Annotated in this window: 15 protein-coding genes; 4 read left to right on the top strand and 11 right to left on the bottom strand. The window is 62.9% G+C overall.

The window, feature by feature from the left end:
* Positions 1 to 29 precede the first annotated feature (29 nt).
* Both FAZ95_RS29195 and FAZ95_RS29190 read right to left on the bottom strand, forming a co-directional pair.
* A complete protein-coding gene (locus FAZ95_RS29195) occupies positions 30 to 506 on the bottom strand; it encodes a MaoC family dehydratase (protein WP_137335925.1) in 477 nt (158 codons plus the stop codon).
* A gap of 29 nt (positions 507 to 535) precedes the next feature.
* Positions 536 to 2,179 (bottom strand): fatty acid--CoA ligase, encoded by a 1,644-nt coding sequence (locus tag FAZ95_RS29190; RefSeq protein WP_137335924.1) that lies wholly within the window; start codon positions 2,177 to 2,179, stop codon positions 536 to 538.
* Positions 2,180 to 2,394: 215 nt separating this feature from the next.
* Here FAZ95_RS29190 and FAZ95_RS29185 point away from each other — a divergent pair, with 215 nt between their 5' ends.
* Positions 2,395 to 3,075 (top strand): Crp/Fnr family transcriptional regulator, encoded by a 681-nt coding sequence (locus tag FAZ95_RS29185; RefSeq protein WP_254700331.1) that lies wholly within the window; start codon positions 2,395 to 2,397, stop codon positions 3,073 to 3,075.
* A gap of 25 nt (positions 3,076 to 3,100) precedes the next feature.
* Here the strand turns inward: FAZ95_RS29185 and FAZ95_RS29180 are convergent, their stop codons facing one another.
* From FAZ95_RS29180 to FAZ95_RS29170, 3 genes are all read right to left on the bottom strand, one after another.
* The gene (locus tag FAZ95_RS29180; protein WP_137335923.1) at positions 3,101 to 4,246 is read right to left on the bottom strand and encodes a porin; all 1,146 of its coding nucleotides are present in this window, start codon (positions 4,244 to 4,246) and stop codon (positions 3,101 to 3,103) included.
* 270 nt (positions 4,247 to 4,516) lie between these two features.
* Positions 4,517 to 6,181, bottom strand: coding sequence for a long-chain-fatty-acid--CoA ligase (locus tag FAZ95_RS29175; RefSeq protein WP_137335922.1), 1,665 nt, complete (start codon positions 6,179 to 6,181; stop codon positions 4,517 to 4,519).
* A gap of 106 nt (positions 6,182 to 6,287) precedes the next feature.
* Positions 6,288 to 8,429: an alpha/beta hydrolase fold domain-containing protein gene (locus FAZ95_RS29170; protein WP_137335921.1), complete on the bottom strand. Its 2,142-nt coding sequence runs from the start codon at positions 8,427 to 8,429 to the stop codon at positions 6,288 to 6,290.
* 63 nt (positions 8,430 to 8,492) lie between these two features.
* On the opposite strand from FAZ95_RS29170, the gene FAZ95_RS29165 reads away from it, so the two are divergent.
* Positions 8,493 to 9,164 (top strand): TetR/AcrR family transcriptional regulator, encoded by a 672-nt coding sequence (locus tag FAZ95_RS29165; protein WP_137335920.1) that lies wholly within the window; start codon positions 8,493 to 8,495, stop codon positions 9,162 to 9,164.
* 1,140 nt (positions 9,165 to 10,304) lie between these two features.
* Here FAZ95_RS29165 and FAZ95_RS39585 read toward each other — a convergent pair.
* Positions 10,305 to 10,703, bottom strand: a complete 399-nt coding sequence (locus FAZ95_RS39585) for a hypothetical protein (protein ID WP_175425802.1) — start codon at positions 10,701 to 10,703, stop codon at positions 10,305 to 10,307.
* A 453-nt stretch (positions 10,704 to 11,156) separates the two neighbouring features.
* Positions 11,157 to 12,026: a LysR family transcriptional regulator gene (locus FAZ95_RS29155; RefSeq protein WP_137335919.1), complete on the bottom strand. Its 870-nt coding sequence runs from the start codon at positions 12,024 to 12,026 to the stop codon at positions 11,157 to 11,159.
* A gap of 111 nt (positions 12,027 to 12,137) precedes the next feature.
* Here FAZ95_RS29155 and FAZ95_RS29150 point away from each other — a divergent pair, with 111 nt between their 5' ends.
* Positions 12,138 to 13,124, top strand: a complete 987-nt coding sequence (locus tag FAZ95_RS29150; protein WP_137335918.1) for a zinc-dependent alcohol dehydrogenase family protein — start codon at positions 12,138 to 12,140, stop codon at positions 13,122 to 13,124.
* A 41-nt stretch (positions 13,125 to 13,165) separates the two neighbouring features.
* Here FAZ95_RS29150 and FAZ95_RS29145 read toward each other — a convergent pair whose 3' ends face one another.
* Positions 13,166 to 13,804, bottom strand: a complete 639-nt coding sequence (locus FAZ95_RS29145; protein WP_137335917.1) for an FMN-binding negative transcriptional regulator — start codon at positions 13,802 to 13,804, stop codon at positions 13,166 to 13,168.
* A gap of 123 nt (positions 13,805 to 13,927) precedes the next feature.
* Here FAZ95_RS29145 and pdxR point away from each other — a divergent pair, with 123 nt between their 5' ends.
* Positions 13,928 to 15,475 (top strand): MocR-like pyridoxine biosynthesis transcription factor PdxR, encoded by a 1,548-nt coding sequence (pdxR, locus tag FAZ95_RS29140; protein ID WP_137335916.1) that lies wholly within the window; start codon positions 13,928 to 13,930, stop codon positions 15,473 to 15,475.
* A 93-nt stretch (positions 15,476 to 15,568) separates the two neighbouring features.
* On the opposite strand, the gene FAZ95_RS29135 is transcribed toward pdxR, so the two are convergent.
* The 3 genes from FAZ95_RS29135 to FAZ95_RS29125 are packed head-to-tail and all read right to left on the bottom strand — an operon-like array spanning position 15,569 to position 18,693.
* Entirely contained in the window at positions 15,569 to 16,813 is a 1,245-nt protein-coding gene (locus FAZ95_RS29135; RefSeq protein WP_137335915.1) for an acyl-CoA dehydrogenase family protein, read from the bottom strand.
* A 56-nt stretch (positions 16,814 to 16,869) separates the two neighbouring features.
* A complete protein-coding gene (locus FAZ95_RS29130; RefSeq protein ID WP_137335914.1) occupies positions 16,870 to 17,634 on the bottom strand; it encodes an SDR family oxidoreductase in 765 nt (254 codons plus the stop codon).
* Positions 17,635 to 17,676: 42 nt separating this feature from the next.
* Positions 17,677 to 18,693, bottom strand: coding sequence for a phosphotransferase (locus FAZ95_RS29125; RefSeq protein ID WP_137335913.1), 1,017 nt, complete (start codon positions 18,691 to 18,693; stop codon positions 17,677 to 17,679).
* Between the last annotated feature and the right edge of the window lie 26 nt (positions 18,694 to 18,719).

Genomic DNA, 18,719 nt, shown 5'->3' with positions numbered 1-18,719 from the left:
AATACGTTCGCAACGCCTGCATTCACGATTCAGGCGACCAGCATCGCGAGGGTTTCCGCAACCAGCGCGGGTTTGTCCTCGCCATCGATTTGCAGTTCGTTCATGGCTTTGATCAGAATGCGGCCGCCGCCCTTCTGCTCCGCCGAGACGAGCGTGACACGGCTGCGCACGCGCGCCCCCGCCTTCACGGGCGTCATGAAGCGCACTTTGTCGAGGCCATAGTTGAGCCCGGCCGTTGCGTCCTTGGGCACGATGCCGATCTCGATCGCCATGCTCGCAAGCAACGAGAGCGTCAAATAGCCGTGCGCGATCGTGCCGCCGAAAGGACTCTCGCGTTTCGCCCGCTCCTCGTCCACGTGAATCCATTGCTTGTCGCCCGTGCACTCGGCGAACGCATCGATGCGCGCTTGATCGACGACGACCCAGCTCGACACACCCAGTTCGCGACCCACGAAATCATTGATCGTGGCAACGCTGTAATTCCCGCTGTTACTCGTGCTACTCATCGCTTGTCTCCTCCAAATCCGCTTGCCGTTCAGACGAGCTGCTCGCGCAGCCCCTTCTTGTTGATCTTGCCGACGCTCGTCTTGGCTAGCGCATCGACAAACTTCACAATCTGCGGCACCGCGTACTTCGATATCTTTCCGGATGCGCTGAACGACAAGACGTGCTGCTTGATGTCGTCCTCCGTGACGGCCGCCCCCTCCTGGAGCACGACCAGCGCCACCGGCCGCTCGCCCCACTTGTCATCCTTGATGCCGATGACGGCCACTTCGGAGACGCCTGCGTACTGAGAGATCAGGTTTTCTATCTCGAGGGACGACACCCATTCGCCACCGGACTTGATGACGTCCTTGAGACGGTCGGTGATCTGGAGGTTGCCCGTCGGATCGATTTGGGCGATGTCCTGCGTGTGGAGATAACCGCCGGCCCACAGCGTCTCGGAAGCGTCGGGATTGTTCAGATAGCCCTGCGTGAGCCACGGTGCGCGCGCCACGACTTCGCCGGTGGCGTGGCCGTCGCGGGCGACATCGTCCATGTTGTCGTCGACGACGCGCAGGTCGACGAGCGGAACCGGCCGCCCCGTCTTGCAACGCAGACGAACTTGCTCATCGACGTCGAGCGCTTCCGCCCCGGGCGGAAGCTGCGCGAGACTGAGCACCGGGCAGGTTTCCGACATCCCGTATCCGACGAACACGTCGATGCCCCGCTTGACCGCCGCTTGAGCGAGACCTTGCGGCAGCGCGCCGCCGCCGATGACGATCTTCCACTTGCTCATGTCCGTCGCCTTCCCTTCCTCGCACGAGAGCAGCATGTGCAGAATCGTGCTGACGCAATGCGAGAACGTGACGCCCTCGTCGCGCACCAGCCGGGCGAGCCGGTCCGGTACATAGCGGCCGGGATACACCTGCTTCACGCCCAGCACCGTGGCGATATACGGCATGCCCCACGCGTGGACATGGAACATCGGCGTGAGCGGCATGTACACGTCGCCGCGATGAAAGCGCTGTCCCGAGACGGGGCTCGCCAGCGCCGCCATGAGCGTGATCGTGTGCAGCACCAGCTGCCGATGCGTGAAGTAGACGCCCTTCGGAAGACCGGTCGTGCCGGTCGTGTAGAACGTGGTGGCGCGCGTGTTCTCGTCGAAGTCGGGGAACGCGTAGCTCGTGCTGTTCGCCGAGAGCATCGCCTCGTATTCCGCCGAGAACGGAATGCTGTGCGCGTCCGCCACGCTGCCTGGCTCGTCGATCCAGATGAAGGTCTTCACCGTTTCCAGTTTGTCCTTGATCGCTTCGACGACCGGCAGAAAATCGGTGTGAACGAGCAGGACTTCAGCGCCGGCGTGATTGATCGTGTAGGCGATCTCCGCCGGCGACAGACGCACATTCACGGTCTGCAAGACAGCGCCCATCATCGGCACGGCGAAATAGCATTCGAGGTAGCGGTGGCTGTCCCAATCCATGACCCCGACGGTGCTGCCGTGCTGCACGCCAAGCTGGCTCAAGCCGTTGGCGAGGCGACCGATACGCTCGCGCAACGTCGAATAAGTCATCCGGAACTGGTCCCGGTAGACGATCTCCTCGTCCTGCGCCTGTACGAACGGCGTGAGCAGCAACTGCTTGATCAGCAGCGGATAGGCGTAGGCGGTGGAAGCGGTCGTCTTGGCGGTGTCCTGCATCGATGTCTCCTTCAGTGTCCAAATGGATAGCAGGCGAATTCGGATCTATTAATTTTTCTCGCCCTGCTGCGGTATTCCTGCGGTATTTCGTTGGAAGAATCATGCGGGTATCGGGGCATCGGAAATACCCCCTGAATGGGGGAGTGCCGTCCGCACTGGGGTGGATAGAATGAATTGAGCCCCGCGTACTTTTTACTGCTTCAAACATGGCGTCCATGACCGACACGTCCGAAGAGATGCGGACCAACCAATGGTTCTGCTCCTTGCCTGCGTCCGAGCAGGAGGCGCTGATTCAGCGAGGCGAATTGATCACGCTTCAGCCCGGCGAATACGTGTTCCGCCGGGGCGATACGCCGAGCGGCTTCTATGGTCTGAAGAAAGGCCGACTCAAAGCCTTCACGCTGCGAGAAGACGGCAAGGAGGCGATCCTGGCCGTCATCGAAGCCGGCAACTGGTTCGGTCAAGCCTCCTTGACCACGCGTCAGCCACGCCTGCGCGACGTCGCGGCCATCGAGCGATCGACCGTCCTCATGATCCGGGCGCCGGCCTTCGAGGAACTGATGCAAAGCCAGACCTTCTTTCGGGCCATCGCCGAACTGCAGTCCCTCCACATGAACTGGCTCTATCGCATGGTCGAAGACGCCACGCTTCACTCGACGCGCGCACGCATTGCGCGGCGCCTGCTGCTGCTCGCATCGGGCGACGTGACGGCGTGGCCGCAGAGCCGCCCCGACGTCAGCGTCTCCCAGGACACGCTGGCCATGATGCTCGGCATCACGCGCCAGACGCTGTCGCTCGAGCTCAAGGCGATGGCCGAAAAAGGAGCGATCGCGCTCAGGTATGGCCGCATCGAAATCTGTTCGAGGGAAACTCTGGTGTCCTTTCAGGATTCGTAGCGATCGCTCCCGCCGGCCTCCCTCGCTAGAACAAGTGCCGCACGCCGGCCATGACGCCTAGCTGCGTCGTACCGAACGCCGAACTCAGCGCATTCACGCCTTGGAACTGGGCGCCCACCATGCCGCCGCGATACAGCGAGTAGTCGGTCTCCAGATAGACATCCGTGCGCTTCGACAAGTAGTAGTCCGCGAGCACCTGGAATTGCGTCGCGTTGCCGTCGGCGGCTTGCGTTTTACCGGTCTGAATCGTGCGCCACACGTTCGCGGAAAGGTGGATCTTGTCCGCCAGCTCCTGCGAGACGCCGCCATAAAACATTTGCCGGGTACCGAACGTATTGAACTTGAGTGCGGTCAGTTCCGGCGTGCTGAATGGGCCGTTAGGGAAATTGCCTTCAAAGCCGGCATCCTGCCGGTTCACGGCCCAGCCGGCCGTGACCGTCGTACTGCCGAACGAATAGGACCCGCCGGCGGTCCACGATCGGAGGTGCGCCGACGTGTTCACGGCATCGCGCGAGTCCAGATACGCAGCGGCAAGACGCAATGGCAGGCCGGGCAAAAAGATCAGCGATGCCCCAATCTGGCTTCCCGAGCCGAATGCGCCCGCATTGCCGCCGAACGCATACGACACCTCGCCCGTCAGGTATTGCCACCGCGCCGCGTACTTGACCATGTTGCTGGTCCACACGCCCTGGGCCATCATGACTTCCGGCCGAAACTGGTAGTAGGTCGGGAGCCAGGGATTGGTTATGAAGGCGCTCAGCACGGCGTCAGCCAGCGGGTTGATCTGCCGCCCCATCGTCAACTTTCCGTACGTGCTCGACTGGAGGCCGACAAACGCCGTATTGAAGAACGGATAGGCGGGGTCGGTCACGCCGGAGTTCGGGAAGAAACGGCTTTCGATTTGGAACAGCACCTTCGTTCCGCCGCCAATGTCTTCCACGCCCTTGAATCCGAAGTGGCTTTCGCTTTCGCCGCTTTGCATCTGGACTTGAGAATCGCCTTTCGTATTCGCGTGGGTCGTATAGCGAATGCCCTGGTCGACGAGACCATAGAGCGTGACCGTCGACTGCGCGGCTGCCGTGACGGAATACAGCGTCGCGGTCGACATGACGGCGGCCAACAGGCCCGCCTTGTGCCGATACCGCTCCTTCAATCTCCTTACCTGCCTCATGTAGAAACTCCAATATTATTATGTCGTACTACGAACAATATGAACCACATCCATCGCTCTTTGGTTGCTCGCTGACCGTGCGACTTCGGTCAAGGCGTCGCGCCCAAAACGACACGTTGCCGGGAAACCTTGGCGCCAACTGCCAGAAAATTTACATTCCGTGGCGCGGACGCATCGACCGCCGCGGCACGCCTTATTCCATCGCATGGGCCGGGCGTGGGGGATTTCCCTAGGGGCTTGGCAAGAAGCCGGTCAATCCGGACGGCGGCCTCAGGATCGAGCGTTTCGACTCCGCGTTTCCTCTTCCTGCAGCAGTCTCCACTGGATCTTTCCGCTCGCGGTGCGCGGCAAGCTGTCGGCAAACTGAACGACGCGCGGAACCTTGTAGGACGCCATGCGCTCGCGGGCCCACGACACGATGTCGGCTTCCGTCGCGTGCTCGCCGTTCCGAAGCACGATGACCGCCTTGACCGATTCGCCTCGACGCGGATCGAGCGTCGCAATGACACACGCTTCCTGCACGGCGGGATGCTCGAACAGCATGGCCTCGACCTCGGCCGGCCAGACTTTGTAGCCGGAGGCGTTGATCATCCGTTTCAGCCTGTCGACGACGAAGAAATAGCCGTCGCTGTCGACGTAGCCGAGATCTCCCGTGCGCAAGTAACGCTTTCCGTCGATCAGAACGAACGCCTCTCGCGTGGCGTCCGGCGACTTCCAGTAGCCGTCGAATACTTGAGGCCCGCTGACGAGGATCTCGCCTGTTTCGCCTTCCCCGAGCGGTTCGAGCGTCTCGGGGTCCACGACGAGCGAACTCGTGTTGAAGACCGGCACCCCCATGCACTGGGGCTTGCTGCGCTTCGGCGGATTGATGTGGGTCGCCGCCATCGTCTCGGTGAGGCCGTAGCCTTCGACGTACGGAATGCCCCAACGCTGCTGGATCTGCTGCGCGACCGCCTGCGGCATCGCGGCCCCGCCGCCGCTCAAATACGCAATGGAGCTCAGGTCGAACTTGTCGACGTTCGCGAGATTCAGCAGGTCGATGAGCATCGTGGGGACCGTGATCCATGCGCTGACGCGGTGGCGTTCGATCAGGTGCGCGGCACAGGTCGCGTCCCAGCGGGTCGTGACCGCCATCGTGGCACCGATGAAGATCGGCATGTTCATGCAGTTCTGCATGCCGGTGACGTGAAAGAGCGGCACGGAGCACAGCATCACGCTCTCGCTCGCGAGGTCCGGCCACTTCGCGCACGAGACCGTCGAATGCATCACGCTGCGATGGGTATGGATGCAACCTTTGGGGCGGCCAGTCGTGCCGGATGTGTAAGGGATGCACGCCAGATCCTCGGGCCTGGATTCGTGCTCGCGCGGCGCACAGGCACGCGAGAGCGCGTCGTTCCAGCCGATGACGACAGCATGGCCGCCGATCTTTTCCGCAAGAGGCTGCGAGCAAGACGATGTCAGCACGTCGGGCAACGGCAGATCGATCCCCTCGTGAAGATAATCGGCGTAGCGCGCGGGGATCACATGGTCCAACTGGCCGCGCGGCAGCGTCCGGACATGCTCCATGAGCTCTTCGCCAACGAAGGCGACGCGAGCCCCGCTATCTTCCAGAATGTGTTGCAGCTCCGAACTCCGGTTCATCGGATTGACGGGCACGACCACCGCATCCGCGCGCAGCACCGCATAGAACGCGACGACGAACTGCACGCTGTTCTGCATGTACAGGACAACGCGGTCGCCCCGCGCGACGCCGCAGTGCTGTTGCAGGAATCCGGCCATCGCATCGGCTTCGGAGCGCAACTGCCGATAGCTGACCATACCGCCGTAGTAGAGGATGGCGGCCTTGTCCGGATGCCGGTTCGAGGAGACTTCAAGATTCGTGTAAAGCGATGTCTGCGGCGCGTCGATCAGCCGACGCGTTGAGTTTGCCGTCATGTCTACTCCGGGCTTGAGACGAAATGCAGTGAGTTGGCGCAACAGTCGACACGGACTGCGCCGCCGCATCCGAACCTGGCGCCGTGCGCCAGGCGGATGCGCCTTGCTACTTCTGAAGGAGCTGCCGGCTCCACTGGCCGATTTCTTCGAGCGTCTCGGCGGTTTCCGGCAGGAACGGGAACAGCGTGAACACGTGAACCGAATCGGCCACCCTCTTCAACTTCACGTTCGCGCCCGCTGCCTTGGCCCGCTCCGCGAAGCGAGTCGTATCGCTTTCCAGCACCTCCCCCTCCACGGCCGAGAGGAATACCGGCGGAAGATCCGCAAGGTCGGCGAACAGCGGCGACACCATCGGATCGGTCGGCTCGTGGCCCTGGAAGTAAGACGCGACGAGGTTCGACAGCGTCTCGCGATTCGCGGCCGGATCGTCTCCCGAATTCGCCTTGACGGAGGGGCCGCCAAGCGTGAGGTCGGTGAGCGGGCAGATGGCGATGACACCGGCCGGCAACGGCAGCCCCGCGCGACGCAACGCAGCCGCCAACGCCAGGGCGAGGCCGCCCCCGGACGATTCGCCGCTCAGGAATACCGTCGACGGATCGACACCCGAAGCGAGCAAGCCGCGATAGGCGCTGAAGGCGTCGTCGAAGGCCGCCGGATACGGATGCTCGGGCGCGAGGCGATAGTCGACCGTGTAGCACGGACCGTTCAGGGCGTGCGAGAGACGGCTGGCGTACTCGACCGAGCTCTTCGCCGAACCGAGCACGTAGCCGCCGCCGTGGAAATGCAGCACGGTTGCCTTCGCGGTTGCCTTTTGCCCGGCCCCTGCCGCCGTCACCCGCAACGCGCTCACCCCATGAAGATCGACATCCGTCACTTCGGTGCCTGCCGGCGCAGGGAACTGCTCGAGCAGAAACCGTTCGTAGGCGGCACGCTGCCCCCGGTCGCCGCGCGCGATGTCATCCGGCTTGAACACGCCCTTCCAGAGATCGAACGCGCGCTGGCTCTCGGGCCGCGCCATCCGCTTGCCTTCGCGCGCCGCGCTCAGACCCACGACCTCGCCCGGCGGCAGTTTGACGGCCTCGAGGATGTCGTGCCCCCAGGCGAACGACCACGAAGCCTCAGCCAGCGGATCGATACGCGAGAGGCCCTTCAAGCGTCCATTGCGTTGGCGCACCCGCGCCTCGTCGGGCTCATGCGCCCAATCGACGACGAACCGGGCGCCCGCCTGAATCCGCGTCGTGCGCGGCTGGCGCCGCCGCTCGTATTCGAGCAGCGCGTCCTGCACGCCAGACCGCCCATGGTTCTTGAGACAGGTGGCGAGGACCCATGCGTCTTCGATCGCCTGGCAGGCGCCTTGCGCGAGATACGGCACCATCGCATGCGCCGCGTCGCCGAGCAGCGCGATGCGTCCCGTGCTCCAGTGCTCGATCGGGTCGCGGTGGTACATGCCCGTGATGAACGTCGAGTCCACGGCTTCGAGCATCTTCTTGACGGTCGGCTCGCAACCCTCGAACGAGCGCCGCAGTTGCGCGACGTCCCCGGACTGCGTCCACGACTCGCGGCTCACTTCAGTGGCCGGCACCGACGCAAGAATGCTGTAGAGGTCCTTGCGCACCCAGTACGAGACGATGTTCCTGCCCACGCCGAACCAGTTGTTCCCCGCCACCGGCAACCGCAGACCGGCGAGTCGGTCGGCGGGGATCAGCGAGCGCCACATCAGAATGTTGGCGAACTGCTTCTCTTCGGGTCCCCGCAGGGCCGTACGAACGGCGGAGTGAATGCCATCCGCGCCGATCACGGCGTCGCCGCGGATCACTTCGCCGTTTTGCAGCGTGACGTAAGCGCCTTCGTCATCCTGAGAAACCGACGCGCACTCCACCCCGAGCCGCACCACGTTGGGCGGCAAAGCCTTCGCGAGCAAATCGATCAAATCGGCGCGGTGAACGTTGTAGAGCAATGCGCCATACCGCGCCTCGGCCTCCTTGCCGAGCGGGGCGACGTACAAGAGACGACCCGTCGACAACTCGAGATAGTCGAAGCGCTCCGGCACCGTCGCGACCTTCGCGAGCGCCGGTTCCAGCCCCAATTCCCGCAGCACGATCGTGCCGTTCGCGGCGATCTGGACGCCCGCCCCCACCTCGGTCAACTGCGGCGCCCGCTCCAGTACAATCGGCTCGATGCCGTGGCGCAGCAGCGCCAGAGCGGTCGTGAGCCCGCCAATGCCTCCTCCAACGACGACAACTTTCATGCTAAGTTTCTCCTACTGGGTTAGTTAACCCAGTGTAGTTAATTAACTCGACACGGTAAAGTAATGACGACGTCAGGGAAAACCCTTCGCTCGGATGGAGCGGAGACGCGGGCTCGACTCAAAGAAGAAGCCCAACGCCTGTTCGCGCTGCGCGGATTGGATGGCGTGTCCGTGCAGGACATCATCTCGGCTGCGGAGCAGCGAAACAGCGCCTCGCTGCGCTACTACTTCGGGAACAAGCTGGAGTTGGCGCGCGAGCTGGTGGTCGACGGTGCGCGTCTCATCGACGAGGACCGTCAAACTCGTCTCGACAAATTGGAGGCAAAGGGAGGGATCGACGTGCGCGCGGTATTGGGCGCGCTGCTCTATCCGATGCTCGAATTGGCGGATCGCACCGGGCAGGCGACATACATCCGCATGATCGCCAACCTGCAGTTGAACAATCGCGCGTTCTTGCGAGAGGCCTTGGAAAACAAGTGGAATTTGGGCTATCAGCGCTGCAACGCCCTGCTCCGTGATCTGCTTTCAGATATTCCGCCGGCGATCGTCGATCACCGGCTGTCGCTGGTGGGCATCTATGGCAATGCCGCGTTGGCCGCCTGGGAAGCCAGTCGAGACAATGAGGATTCCGGAACGCTTTGGTCTCCGCAATATGCAGTGTCCAGTTTGATGGACACCTTCGAAAGCGTGCTGACCGCGGAGCCGTCGGAGGAAACGCAGTCGCTCTTGCGGTAGACCCCAACGACATCGGCCCGATGATCCAGGCGCTGCTCTCGGACGATAGCCGCTGGAGCTGGTCGGCCTCGTCCATCAGCCAACCACCTGCCAGCACGTCGACGGTTCGTGCTGCTAAATCACCCCGGCTTCTTCACATGAATGGTATTGGGTAGGCAGACTTTTTCCCCCGCGCTTCGATTGCCTTGCGAAGTCCGTCGTTTAGCGCTTCCGCGATCTTCTGTCGACGCGTATGCCCAAGCTATGTCCACGATCTCACACTTCGATTGGGGTTCGGCCTAGCAGGCACAGCGAATGCTCCACCTGCATTGTGGTCGGCGACTCCGTCGAGATCGGCCACGAAGATGGCGAGCGTTTTCATAGCTCAAAGGCCTACGATAGAAAACCCGGTACACCGCTCCGATTGCCGTGGCGGAATGCAAGGGGACAGCACATGAACGTAGCGAATGGAAGGATCAGACGAAACGCTCCGAAGCGTGTTGTACTGTTCAGGCAAGCCGAGCTTGCGCATTCGGGTGCAGGTAGCCCGGATGCACACATCAAGGCCGCTCCGCCTGCGCGGGGCAGACGCCTTGCGCTTTGGGTTGCGTCGGCAAGCGCATTGGCTGTCGGGGTCATGGGTATCGTCTCGTACGGCGATCGGTTCGACTTTGATCAGGCGCTCGGGATCATCGGACCCACGTCGCCAGCACAACACACGTCTTGGTCGGGTCATGTCGCGCTACCACCGTCGCCTCCCGCTCGCGAAACCGCGGTTGCCAGTGCTGAGCTGGCCCCGCCTGTGTCTTCCGCTCCGTCCGATTACCGCGCTGGGCCTACTCCGGATTCTGCTGCGCCGCAGTCGGTTACGCGAGAGCGTGGTCAAGCAAGCTATGCCGCCACACGGAATCGCCGCCATTCGGCGCCGCACGTGAATGCAATCGCGCCGCATGCGCCTGGGATCACCCAACCCACATCTCCGACGCAACAAGCGTCTTCGTCTGGTTATGTCGCGGAATCATCGTCACCTCCTGCCCAGGGAACTGCAAGTGACAGTGATGAGCTCGCCCCGCCCGTGTCTTCCGCTTCGGTCGATCACCCCGATGCACCTTCTCCGAATTCCGCTTCATTGCGGTTGGGTGAAGGACAGCCTGTAGGCGGTCACGGCGGAGGTGCTTCGGGGGCAGGCAGTTTGGGCGCGGGCGGTTCGGGCACAGGTAGTTCGGGCACGGGTAGTTCGGGCACGGGTAGTTCGGGCACAGGTAGTTCGGGCACAGGTAGTTCGGGCACAGGCAGTTCGGGCACGGGCAGTTCGGGCGCCGGCAGTTCGGGCGCCGGCAGTTCGGGTGCAGGCAGTTCGGGCACGGGTAGTTCGGGCGCGGGTAGTTCGGGCGCCGGCAGTTCGGGCGCCGGCAGTTCAGGCACAGGCAGTTCCGGCACAGGCAGTTCCGGCGCAGGCAGTTCGAGCGCGGGCAGTTCGGGCGCGGGTAGTTCGGGCGCGGGTAGTTCGGGCGCGGGCAGTTCAGGCACAGGCAGTTCCGGCACAGGCAGTTCCGGCACAGGCAGTTCCGGCGCAGGCAGTTCGAGCGCGGGCAGTTCGGGCGCAGGCAGTTCGGGCGCGGGTAGTTCGGGCGCGGGCAGTTCGGGCGCGGGCAGTTCGGGCGCGGGCGGTCACGGCACAGGCAGTTCGGGCGCAGGCAGTTCGGGCGCCGGCAGTTCGGGTGCGGGCGGTCACGGCGCAGGCGGTTCGGGTGCGGGCGCGGGCGGTCACGGCGGAGGCAGTTCGGGCGCAGGCGGGTCAAAGTAATCGGCCGCCTTGTTTCCAGCTGCCCTTTCGTCCAAGAGACGAAGGTCATGGCGGCTACCGGACGAGTAATCCCGCGCGGCCGGGGGCTTGAGCAATCCCGTATCGCCACTTGAGGACAATCGCTGCGATAACCTGGTCGCTTTGTGTGAAAAGCGGTCCGGCGAAGCGGACGCAGACCACGCGGACGCACAAGTCGCCCGCCTCGCTCAAACGTTCGCTAGTGCATCGATCGTTGCATCCAGAAGTGCGCGCAGTCGCGCGACGCGACGTAAATCACGGTGAAAGCCAAGCCAGACATCGCGACCCGGCGGCGCTTCGCCTAAATCGACCCGTCGGATGCCCGGCGTCGCATCGCCAAGCGGACACGGCAGCACGGCGAAGCCAGATCCTTCAGCACACATGCGTGCCTGTACGCCACGATTATTGCTGCCGAACACGATCCTGGCCCGAGGCAGCATGCGCTTGACCCACTCGACGTCGGGCAGCGAACCGAACGCGCTGTCCATGCTGATCAGCGTGTAGCCATCACCCTCGCCGCGTGACGGCGGGACGAGATCGACGTGCCCGTACAACGCATAGTCGATGCGCATCAGCTTGCGCTGGATGACGTCAGGTTCGTCGAACGGCGTGATTCGGAACAGCAGATCTGCCTCGCGCCGCGCGAGGTTGTAGAGGCGCGAATCCGTGAGGAGTTCCAACGAGATGCCCGGGTGCTTAACCAGAAAGCGCGCGAACACCGGCGTGAGTATGTGCATGCCGAACCAGTCCGACGAGGAGACTCGCAGCAGTCCGGTCAACTGGGTCTCTTTCCCGGTGAGCGCGCGCGTGAAGCCAAGCGCTTCCTCCTCCATTCGCTCTGCATAGGCAAGCACCGCTGCGCCCTCATCCGTCAGGACAAAGCCATCGCTCGTGCGCTGGAACAGCGTATGCCCAAGCGCTTCTTCGAGTGCACGCAACCTGCGCCCCATGGTGGGCTGGGTCTGGCCCACGCGCTTCGCTGCTGCCCCCAGCGTGCCGCAGCGGGCAATCGCCAGAAAGATCCGGACATCGCCCCAATCCAGGTAGGGCTCATTCATTTTTGCATGGCTCATGTTCAGAAACATTGATTTACATGCGTTCTAGCATAAATCATGATGAACGCATTGACCCGTTCGCTCGACGGGAAAGCAACCCGATAGGAACCCACTATGACCATGCAGGCGCTCGTTCTCAATCGCTACAACGGCCCGCTCGAATTGACTGAAATCTCGATGCCCGAACCCGCACACGGCCAGGTGCGCGTACGCATTGCCGCAAGCGGTCTCAATCCCCTCGACACCAAGATCCGCGCTGGCAGCGCAGCGCATGCTAAGCATCCGCTCCCGCTGGTGCTCGGCATCGATATGGCTGGCGTAGTCGATGCCGTCGGGCCGGGCGTGACCGCTTTCAATGTCGGCGACGAGGTCTACGGTATGACGGGCGGCGTCGGTGGCATTCAGGGCTCGCTGGCCCAGTATGCGGCGGTCGATGCCGACCTGCTTGCGATCAAGCCGGCCAATCTGTCGATGCGTGAATCCGCGGCGCTGCCGCTCGCGTTCATCACCGCCTATTCCGGCATTGTCGACCGGGCCCATCTGCAAGCGGGCCAAACTGTGCTGGTGCAAGGCGGGGCAGGCGGTGTCGGGCATGTCTCGGTGCAACTGGCGCGCGCACTCGGCGCGCAGGTCTTTGCAACAGCGAGTTCACGCGACCACGATCTCATTACGCGTCTGGGCGCTACGCCCATCGACTACCGGTCGCAATCGGTCGAGCAGTACGTTGCATCGTTGACGCAGGACACAGGCTTCGACGTCGTGGTCGACACCGTCGGCGGCCCTTCGCTCGATGCGTCGTTTGCGGCAGTCAAGCATTTTGGCCATGTCGTCAGCGCGTTGGGCTGGGGTACGCATGCGCTGGCTCCCCTGTCGTTTCGAGAAGCGACGTACTCAGGAGTCTTCACCCTCTATCCGCTCCTGACGGGCATGCATCGCGCGCATCACGGAGCGATGCTGCGCGAGGCCACACGGTTGATCGAAGCCGGCAAGCTCACGCCGAATCTCGATCCTCGCCGGTTCGACCTGCGATCCGCGGAACTCGCCTACGACGCCATCACGAACGCCACCGCACGAGGGAAAATCGTGGTGGACGTCGCGTGAGATCGAACGTGTCAGCGTGCCCGACGCGTCGACCGTAACGCCTACTCCTGCTTCCCCGCTGCTCGAGCGAGCATCGCGTCGGCAATCTGATGGTTTTCGCGCGCCTTGAGCGCTTCGCCCGCGCCCTGAATGTCCCTTGCTTCCTTGTTCTGGCTGAGCTTGGTTTTACCGACTAGGCGCGTGATGTCGATCTGCAGGCCGACAATCGACTTGAGCAGGGTATCGATGTAGTCACTTGGAGCGTCGCCCATCTTCCAGGGCTTGGCTTCCGAGGCCTCGTGCGTACGAGTCAACCGGCCAACGAGACCGCGCACGAATCGCTCGTCATCCTGAACCGTGACGCGTCCGTACGCGTGGACGACGATGTAGTTCCAGGTCGGCACCTGCTTGTGGAACTCGTGCTTGCTCGGGTACCAGGTTGGAGAGATGTAGGCATCGCCGGCCCGAAAGACCACGAGCACCTCGTCGCCGTTCGCGACGTCCTGCCATACCGGATTGGCCCGCGCGACATGCGCGCGCAGCACGCCCAGCTCGCCTTCACCCGATGCCAGTTCGAACGGAATGTGATTGGCGTCCAGCCCATTTTTCCCATTTGTGATCAGCGTGCCGAATGGATATTCGGCGATGCGCGCGTGCAGGATTTCGGTGCGGGACTCATCGAAGTGGGCGGGTACGTACATGCTGGTTCCAAGAAGTGTTGAGGTGTTGAACGGTACTGTTTCGAACGTCTCCTGTTCGCATTCTGATGAAAAACTGGTTTATCCTAAAGAGCCAGTTTAGACCATTTTTATTGGACCAGAATTATGGCGAGAACGGCCCGGGTCGCGGACATTCCGTCTCTCGGCACCTTGGACCGCGCGGCTGGCAGCCTGAGCCGCCAGCTGGCGCAGGCCTTGCGAGAGGCCGTGCGCCAAGGCGATATCGAGCCTGGCGATGCGCTGCCTTCCACGCGCTCGCTGGCGGCGTCGCTGCAAATGGCGCGCGGCACGGTGGTCGACGCCTACGAGCAGTTGATCGCCGAGGGCGTTCTGGAATCGAAGGGAGGCGCGGGCACGCGCGTCGCTCAAGCGCTGGCCGAGCCACATCGGGCAAGCGAACCTCGTGCAAGTGCAGGCCCCCGACGGACAGCCCGATCCAGCTTGCCCGAGCCCGCTGCAGCGTTTGCGCAGATTGCGCGCGAATTCAGGCCGCTGCCTCCGGTCCCGTTCGCGATTTCCGTACCCATAGGGTTGACGGCGCCCGCCGACATCTGGCGCCGGCTCGGCAACCGTCTGCGCGCCAAGGGACCCGGAGCGCCGGCCGGTTATACGGATCCGCTCGGCGCGCTGCCGCTACGTGAAGCGATAGCCGGCTATGTGCGCAAGTCGCGCTCTGTGCGCTGCGAACCCGATCAGGTCATCGTTACCAGCGGAACACAGCAGGGGCTCTATCTCGCGCGCCAGGTGCTATTGGGTTCGCGCGATCAAGCCTGGGTAGAGAACCCGGCCTATCGCGGCATTACAGCCATCCTCGAAAGTACCGGGCATCGCGATGCGATGGTCCGCGTACCGGTCGACGCCGAAGGCATCGACGTCGAAGCCGGGATCCGGCTGGCGCCTCATGCCCGGGCTGCGTTCGTCACGCCGTCGCATCAATATCCGTTAGGGATGCCGATGAGCATGGCGCGGCGCAACGCGCTGCTGGCGTGGGCGCGTGCAAGCCACGCATGGGTCGTGGAAGACGACTACGACAGCGAACTCCGATACCAGGGCTATCCGTTTCCATCGCTGCAGGGATCGGCCCCGGATCGAGTGGTTTATCTCGGCACGTTCAGCAAGATCTTGTTTCCGTCGTTGCGGGCCGGTTATGTGATCGTCCCCGATGAGCTGGTCGACGCCTTCTGTGGTGCGCGTGTGCTGATGGACCGCCATCCGCCGAACGCTGACCAGCACGTGCTGGCGGCCTTCATGGCGGAGGGCCATCTGGAGCGCCACATCCGCCGAGTTCGAACGGTGTACGCCGACCATCGAGCTCAGTTGATAGAAACGCTCGAAGCGCTGCTCCCCAAGGATTGGGCATGGCTGGAACCCGGCGATCAGGGCATGCACCTCGTCCTTTGGCTGGCGGAGGGCGTGGACGACCGCACAGTGGTTGAATTAGCCGCCCGGGCTGGAGTGGCTGTGCGCGCCGTATCGCCGATGTTCGCGCCGGGAACAGGGCGGCCCGGCCTGGTGCTTGGATTCGGGGGATTCAGCAGCGCGCAAATGAAGGCGGCTGCGCAACGTCTTGCCGCGGTTATCGCTGAAGTGATGAATTCACGCAAACGAAAACGGCGTGCTATACGAAAGGCATCCGGTTCAAGAGAACCGTGAACGCCTCACTGGTACGCTCGGGCCCGGCACGCATCCCATACAGTAAGGTATGGCAATTGCAGGCGCGAGCCGAACACGCTTGTGCGCGATGCCCTACGCGAACGGCGTCAGATAGGGATTGTCCTTCCCCGGCTCGTATCGCCGCGCCTTGAGCTCCATGCGGGCAATGTTCTGCAAGTGAACCTCGTCGGGGCCATCCGCGAAGCGCAGCGCACGACCCCACGTCCAGCTATCGGCCAATGGCGTGTCGGGACTCAACCCCATCGCGCCAAACACCTGCATCGCGCGGTCGCACACTGCCGTGTGAACGCTCGGCACGAGCACCTTGATCATCGAGATCTCCTTGCGAGCGTCTTTCGCGCCCACGTTGTCGATCATCCACGCGGTTTTCAGAACGAATAGGCGCGCTTGATCGATTTCGATGCGCGACTTCGCGATCCACTCGGCGACCGTCCCGTGTTCAACCAGCGTCTTTCCAAATGCGGTGCGCGCTTGGGCCCGCTCCACCATCAACTCGAGCGCCAGCTCGGCCGCGCCGATCGAACGCATGCAGTGGTGAATCCGTCCCGGCCCAAGGCGCGCCTGCGCGAGCGCAAAGCCGCTACCCTCATCGCCGAGGAGATTCGATGCCGGCACGCGCACGCCTTTGAACTCGATCTCGCAGTGACCTTCCGGCGCCACGTGATTGACGACCGTGATATTGCGAATCACCTTGACGCCCGGCGTATCGCGCGGCACGAGAATCATGCTTTGCTGACGATGGCTCGGCGCGTCCGGATCCGTTTTGCCCATCACGATGAAGAGCTGGCAATTCGGGTGGGCGGCGTTCGTGATGAACCACTTGCGGCCGTCGATGACATAGTCGTCGCCGTCGCGGCGAATCGACGTCGTGATATTGGTCGCGTCCGAGGAGGCCACGGCCGGCTCCGTCATCGCAAACGCCGAGCGGATCTTGCCGTCGAGCAACGGTTCGAGCCACTGCTCGCGCTGAGCCGGCGTGGCGAACATATGGAGCAGTTCCATGTTGCCGGTGTCCGGCGCATTGCAGTTGAACACCTCCGACGCCCACGACACGCGCCCCATGATTTCGGCCAGCGGCGCGTACTCGAGATTGGTGAGGCGCGTACCGGGCTCGTCATCGCGCAGATGCGGAAGGAAAAGATTCCAGAGACCCTCCTCACGCGCCCGCGCTTTGAGGTCCTCCATGAAGGAGACCGGATACTGGCCCGCGCTGACTTCGTCATGCCATTGCCGGATGCGCGGGACGATGTGTGTGTCCATGAACGTACGCACTTGCGTGCGCAGAGCTTCGACCTTGGGGCTGTAGGCAAAATCCATTTTTACTCTTCCAGAATCGTGATTAAAGGCGTCGGCGCATGGCGTCGACCGCGTGGCTAGATCGTCAGTCCGCCGTCGACGACGATGCACTCGCCATTGGTGTAGCTCGAGGCGTCGGACACGAGATAAAGCACCGTCCCCGCCATCTCGCGCGGTTCCGCGTGACGCCGCAGCGGAATGCGGGACATCCAGTGTTCATACGTGGCCTGATCGGCGAACAGCGCCCCCGCGAATTTGGTTTTGGTCAAGCCGGGAAGCAACGCATTCACGCGTATTCCCAACGGCCCGCACTCCTTCGCGAATGCCTTCGTCATGTTGACGACAGCGGCTTTCGTGATCGAATAGATCCCCTGCTTGTCGCCTGGCTGCAATGCGTTCACCGAAGCCGTGTTGACGATCGCGCCGCCGCCGTTCTCCCGCATCAGCTTGCCCCCTTCCACGGACATGAAGAAGTACCCGCGCAGGTTCACCTCAACGGTCTTTTCGAATGCCGTCAGATCGGTATCGAGAATGTGGCCGTAATACGGATTCGTCGCTGCGTTGTTGACGAGAATGTCCAGGCGGCCATGCCGTGCACGAATGTGCTGGAAGATCGCGAGGATGTCCTCGAGGCGCCCGACATGGCACGGCTGCGCTTCGGCGCTTCCGCCCGCCTCTTGGATCTCGCGCGCCACGGCTTCGCAATCCTCGAGCTTGCGGCTCGCCACGATCACATGCGCGCCCTGTTCGGCGAGCAGCTTGGCGATTTCCTCGCCGATACCGCGGCTCGCGCCCGTCACCAAAGCAATCTTCCCCTTCAGGTCGAACAAATTAGTCGTCAAGTTCGTCTCCTACATCTCTACGTTTCGGTTTTGTGCCTGTCTTCAGATCAGGTCCACACCCATCTTTGCCAGCGCTCCAGCCATCTCCCCCACCTGTCTCGCCTTTTCATTCGATGCGTTACCGCTCAAAGCGCGTTTCTTTACCCCCTGCGCGATCGCGGCGAGCCGGAAGAAACCGAACGCCAGGTAAAAATTCCAGTTCTCGATCGACGACATGCCCCGCAGCTCGCAGTAGCGCTCGACGATCGCCGCCTCGTCCGGCACCCCCAACGCCCTTCGGTCCAATCCACCGAGCCCGGCGATATGTCCCCCGGGCGGCAGTCGCAAACACATGCAGAAGTACGCGATGTCAGCGAGCGGATTGCCGAGCGTGGACAGCTCCCAATCGAGCACCGCGCGAACTCGCGGCGCATCGTGCATGAAGATGAGGTTATCGATACGGAAGTCGCCATGCACGAGCGACGGCTTTCCTGTCTCCTCCGGGCAGTGGACAGGCAGCCACTCGATCAGCGACTCCATGGCCTCCAGATCATCCGTCTGCGCGGCGCGATATTGCTTGGTCCAGACGTCGATTTGACGCTCGAAATAGTTGCCGGGCCGGCCGTAGTCCGACAAGCCGGCTTCGTCGATATCGACGTCGTGGAGCGCCGCCATCGTGCCGAGCAGGGCGTCAAAGATGTCACCACGCTTCTCGACAGGCACTTCGGGCAGAGCCGGATTCCAGAAGATGCGCCCGTCTTCGTAGCTCATGACGTAAAACAGGCTGCCGATGACGTCGCGGTCTTCGCACAGGTGATAGGCACGGGCGACAGGCACAGGTGTACGGCTCAGTGCCGACAGCACGCGAAACTCGCGATCGACGGCATGCGCGGACTTGAGCAGCGTGCCGGGAGGTTGACGCCTCAGCACGTAGCGGCCGCTTTGCGCATTCAAGAGAAACGTCGGGTTGGATTGTCCGCCGGCAAATTTCTCGACGGACATCGGGCCTCGAAACCCGGGCACGTGCGCGGTCAGATAACGCGTGAGTGCTTCGATGTCGAATTGAAGGCTGGCGTTCATGATCTAGCGGAAGTCCTTGTCTGAAT

This window comes from Trinickia violacea (assembly GCF_005280735.1).
Taxonomy (GTDB): domain Bacteria; phylum Pseudomonadota; class Gammaproteobacteria; order Burkholderiales; family Burkholderiaceae; genus Trinickia_A; species Trinickia_A violacea.
The sequence above is the reverse complement of the archived record's forward strand: the minus strand, read 5'-3'. Positions and strand labels throughout refer to the sequence as shown.

What these genes read in the sequence shown, in the direction of transcription:
- FAZ95_RS29170 (WP_137335921.1), bottom strand. Translation starts at nt 8,429, where the DNA reads ATGAAAGTTGTCGTCGTTGGAGGAGGCATTGGCGGGCTCACGACCGCT.
- FAZ95_RS29150 (WP_137335918.1), top strand. Translation starts at nt 12,138, where the DNA reads ATGACCATGCAGGCGCTCGTTCTCAATCGCTACAACGGCCCGCTCGAA.
- FAZ95_RS29145 (WP_137335917.1), bottom strand. Translation starts at nt 13,804, where the DNA reads ATGTACGTACCCGCCCACTTCGATGAGTCCCGCACCGAAATCCTGCAC.
- FAZ95_RS29180 (WP_137335923.1), bottom strand. Translation starts at nt 4,246, where the DNA reads ATGAGGCAGGTAAGGAGATTGAAGGAGCGGTATCGGCACAAGGCGGGC.
- FAZ95_RS29155 (WP_137335919.1), bottom strand. Translation starts at nt 12,026, where the DNA reads ATGAATGAGCCCTACCTGGATTGGGGCGATGTCCGGATCTTTCTGGCG.
- FAZ95_RS29175 (WP_137335922.1), bottom strand. Translation starts at nt 6,181, where the DNA reads ATGACGGCAAACTCAACGCGTCGGCTGATCGACGCGCCGCAGACATCG.
- FAZ95_RS29195 (WP_137335925.1), bottom strand. Translation starts at nt 506, where the DNA reads ATGAGTAGCACGAGTAACAGCGGGAATTACAGCGTTGCCACGATCAAT.
- pdxR (WP_137335916.1), top strand. Translation starts at nt 13,928, where the DNA reads ATGGCGAGAACGGCCCGGGTCGCGGACATTCCGTCTCTCGGCACCTTG.
- FAZ95_RS29135 (WP_137335915.1), bottom strand. Translation starts at nt 16,813, where the DNA reads ATGGATTTTGCCTACAGCCCCAAGGTCGAAGCTCTGCGCACGCAAGTG.
- FAZ95_RS29185 (WP_254700331.1), top strand. Translation starts at nt 2,395, where the DNA reads ATGACCGACACGTCCGAAGAGATGCGGACCAACCAATGGTTCTGCTCC.
- FAZ95_RS29125 (WP_137335913.1), bottom strand. Translation starts at nt 18,693, where the DNA reads ATGAACGCCAGCCTTCAATTCGACATCGAAGCACTCACGCGTTATCTG.
- FAZ95_RS29190 (WP_137335924.1), bottom strand. Translation starts at nt 2,179, where the DNA reads ATGCAGGACACCGCCAAGACGACCGCTTCCACCGCCTACGCCTATCCG.
- FAZ95_RS29165 (WP_137335920.1), top strand. Translation starts at nt 8,493, where the DNA reads ATGACGACGTCAGGGAAAACCCTTCGCTCGGATGGAGCGGAGACGCGG.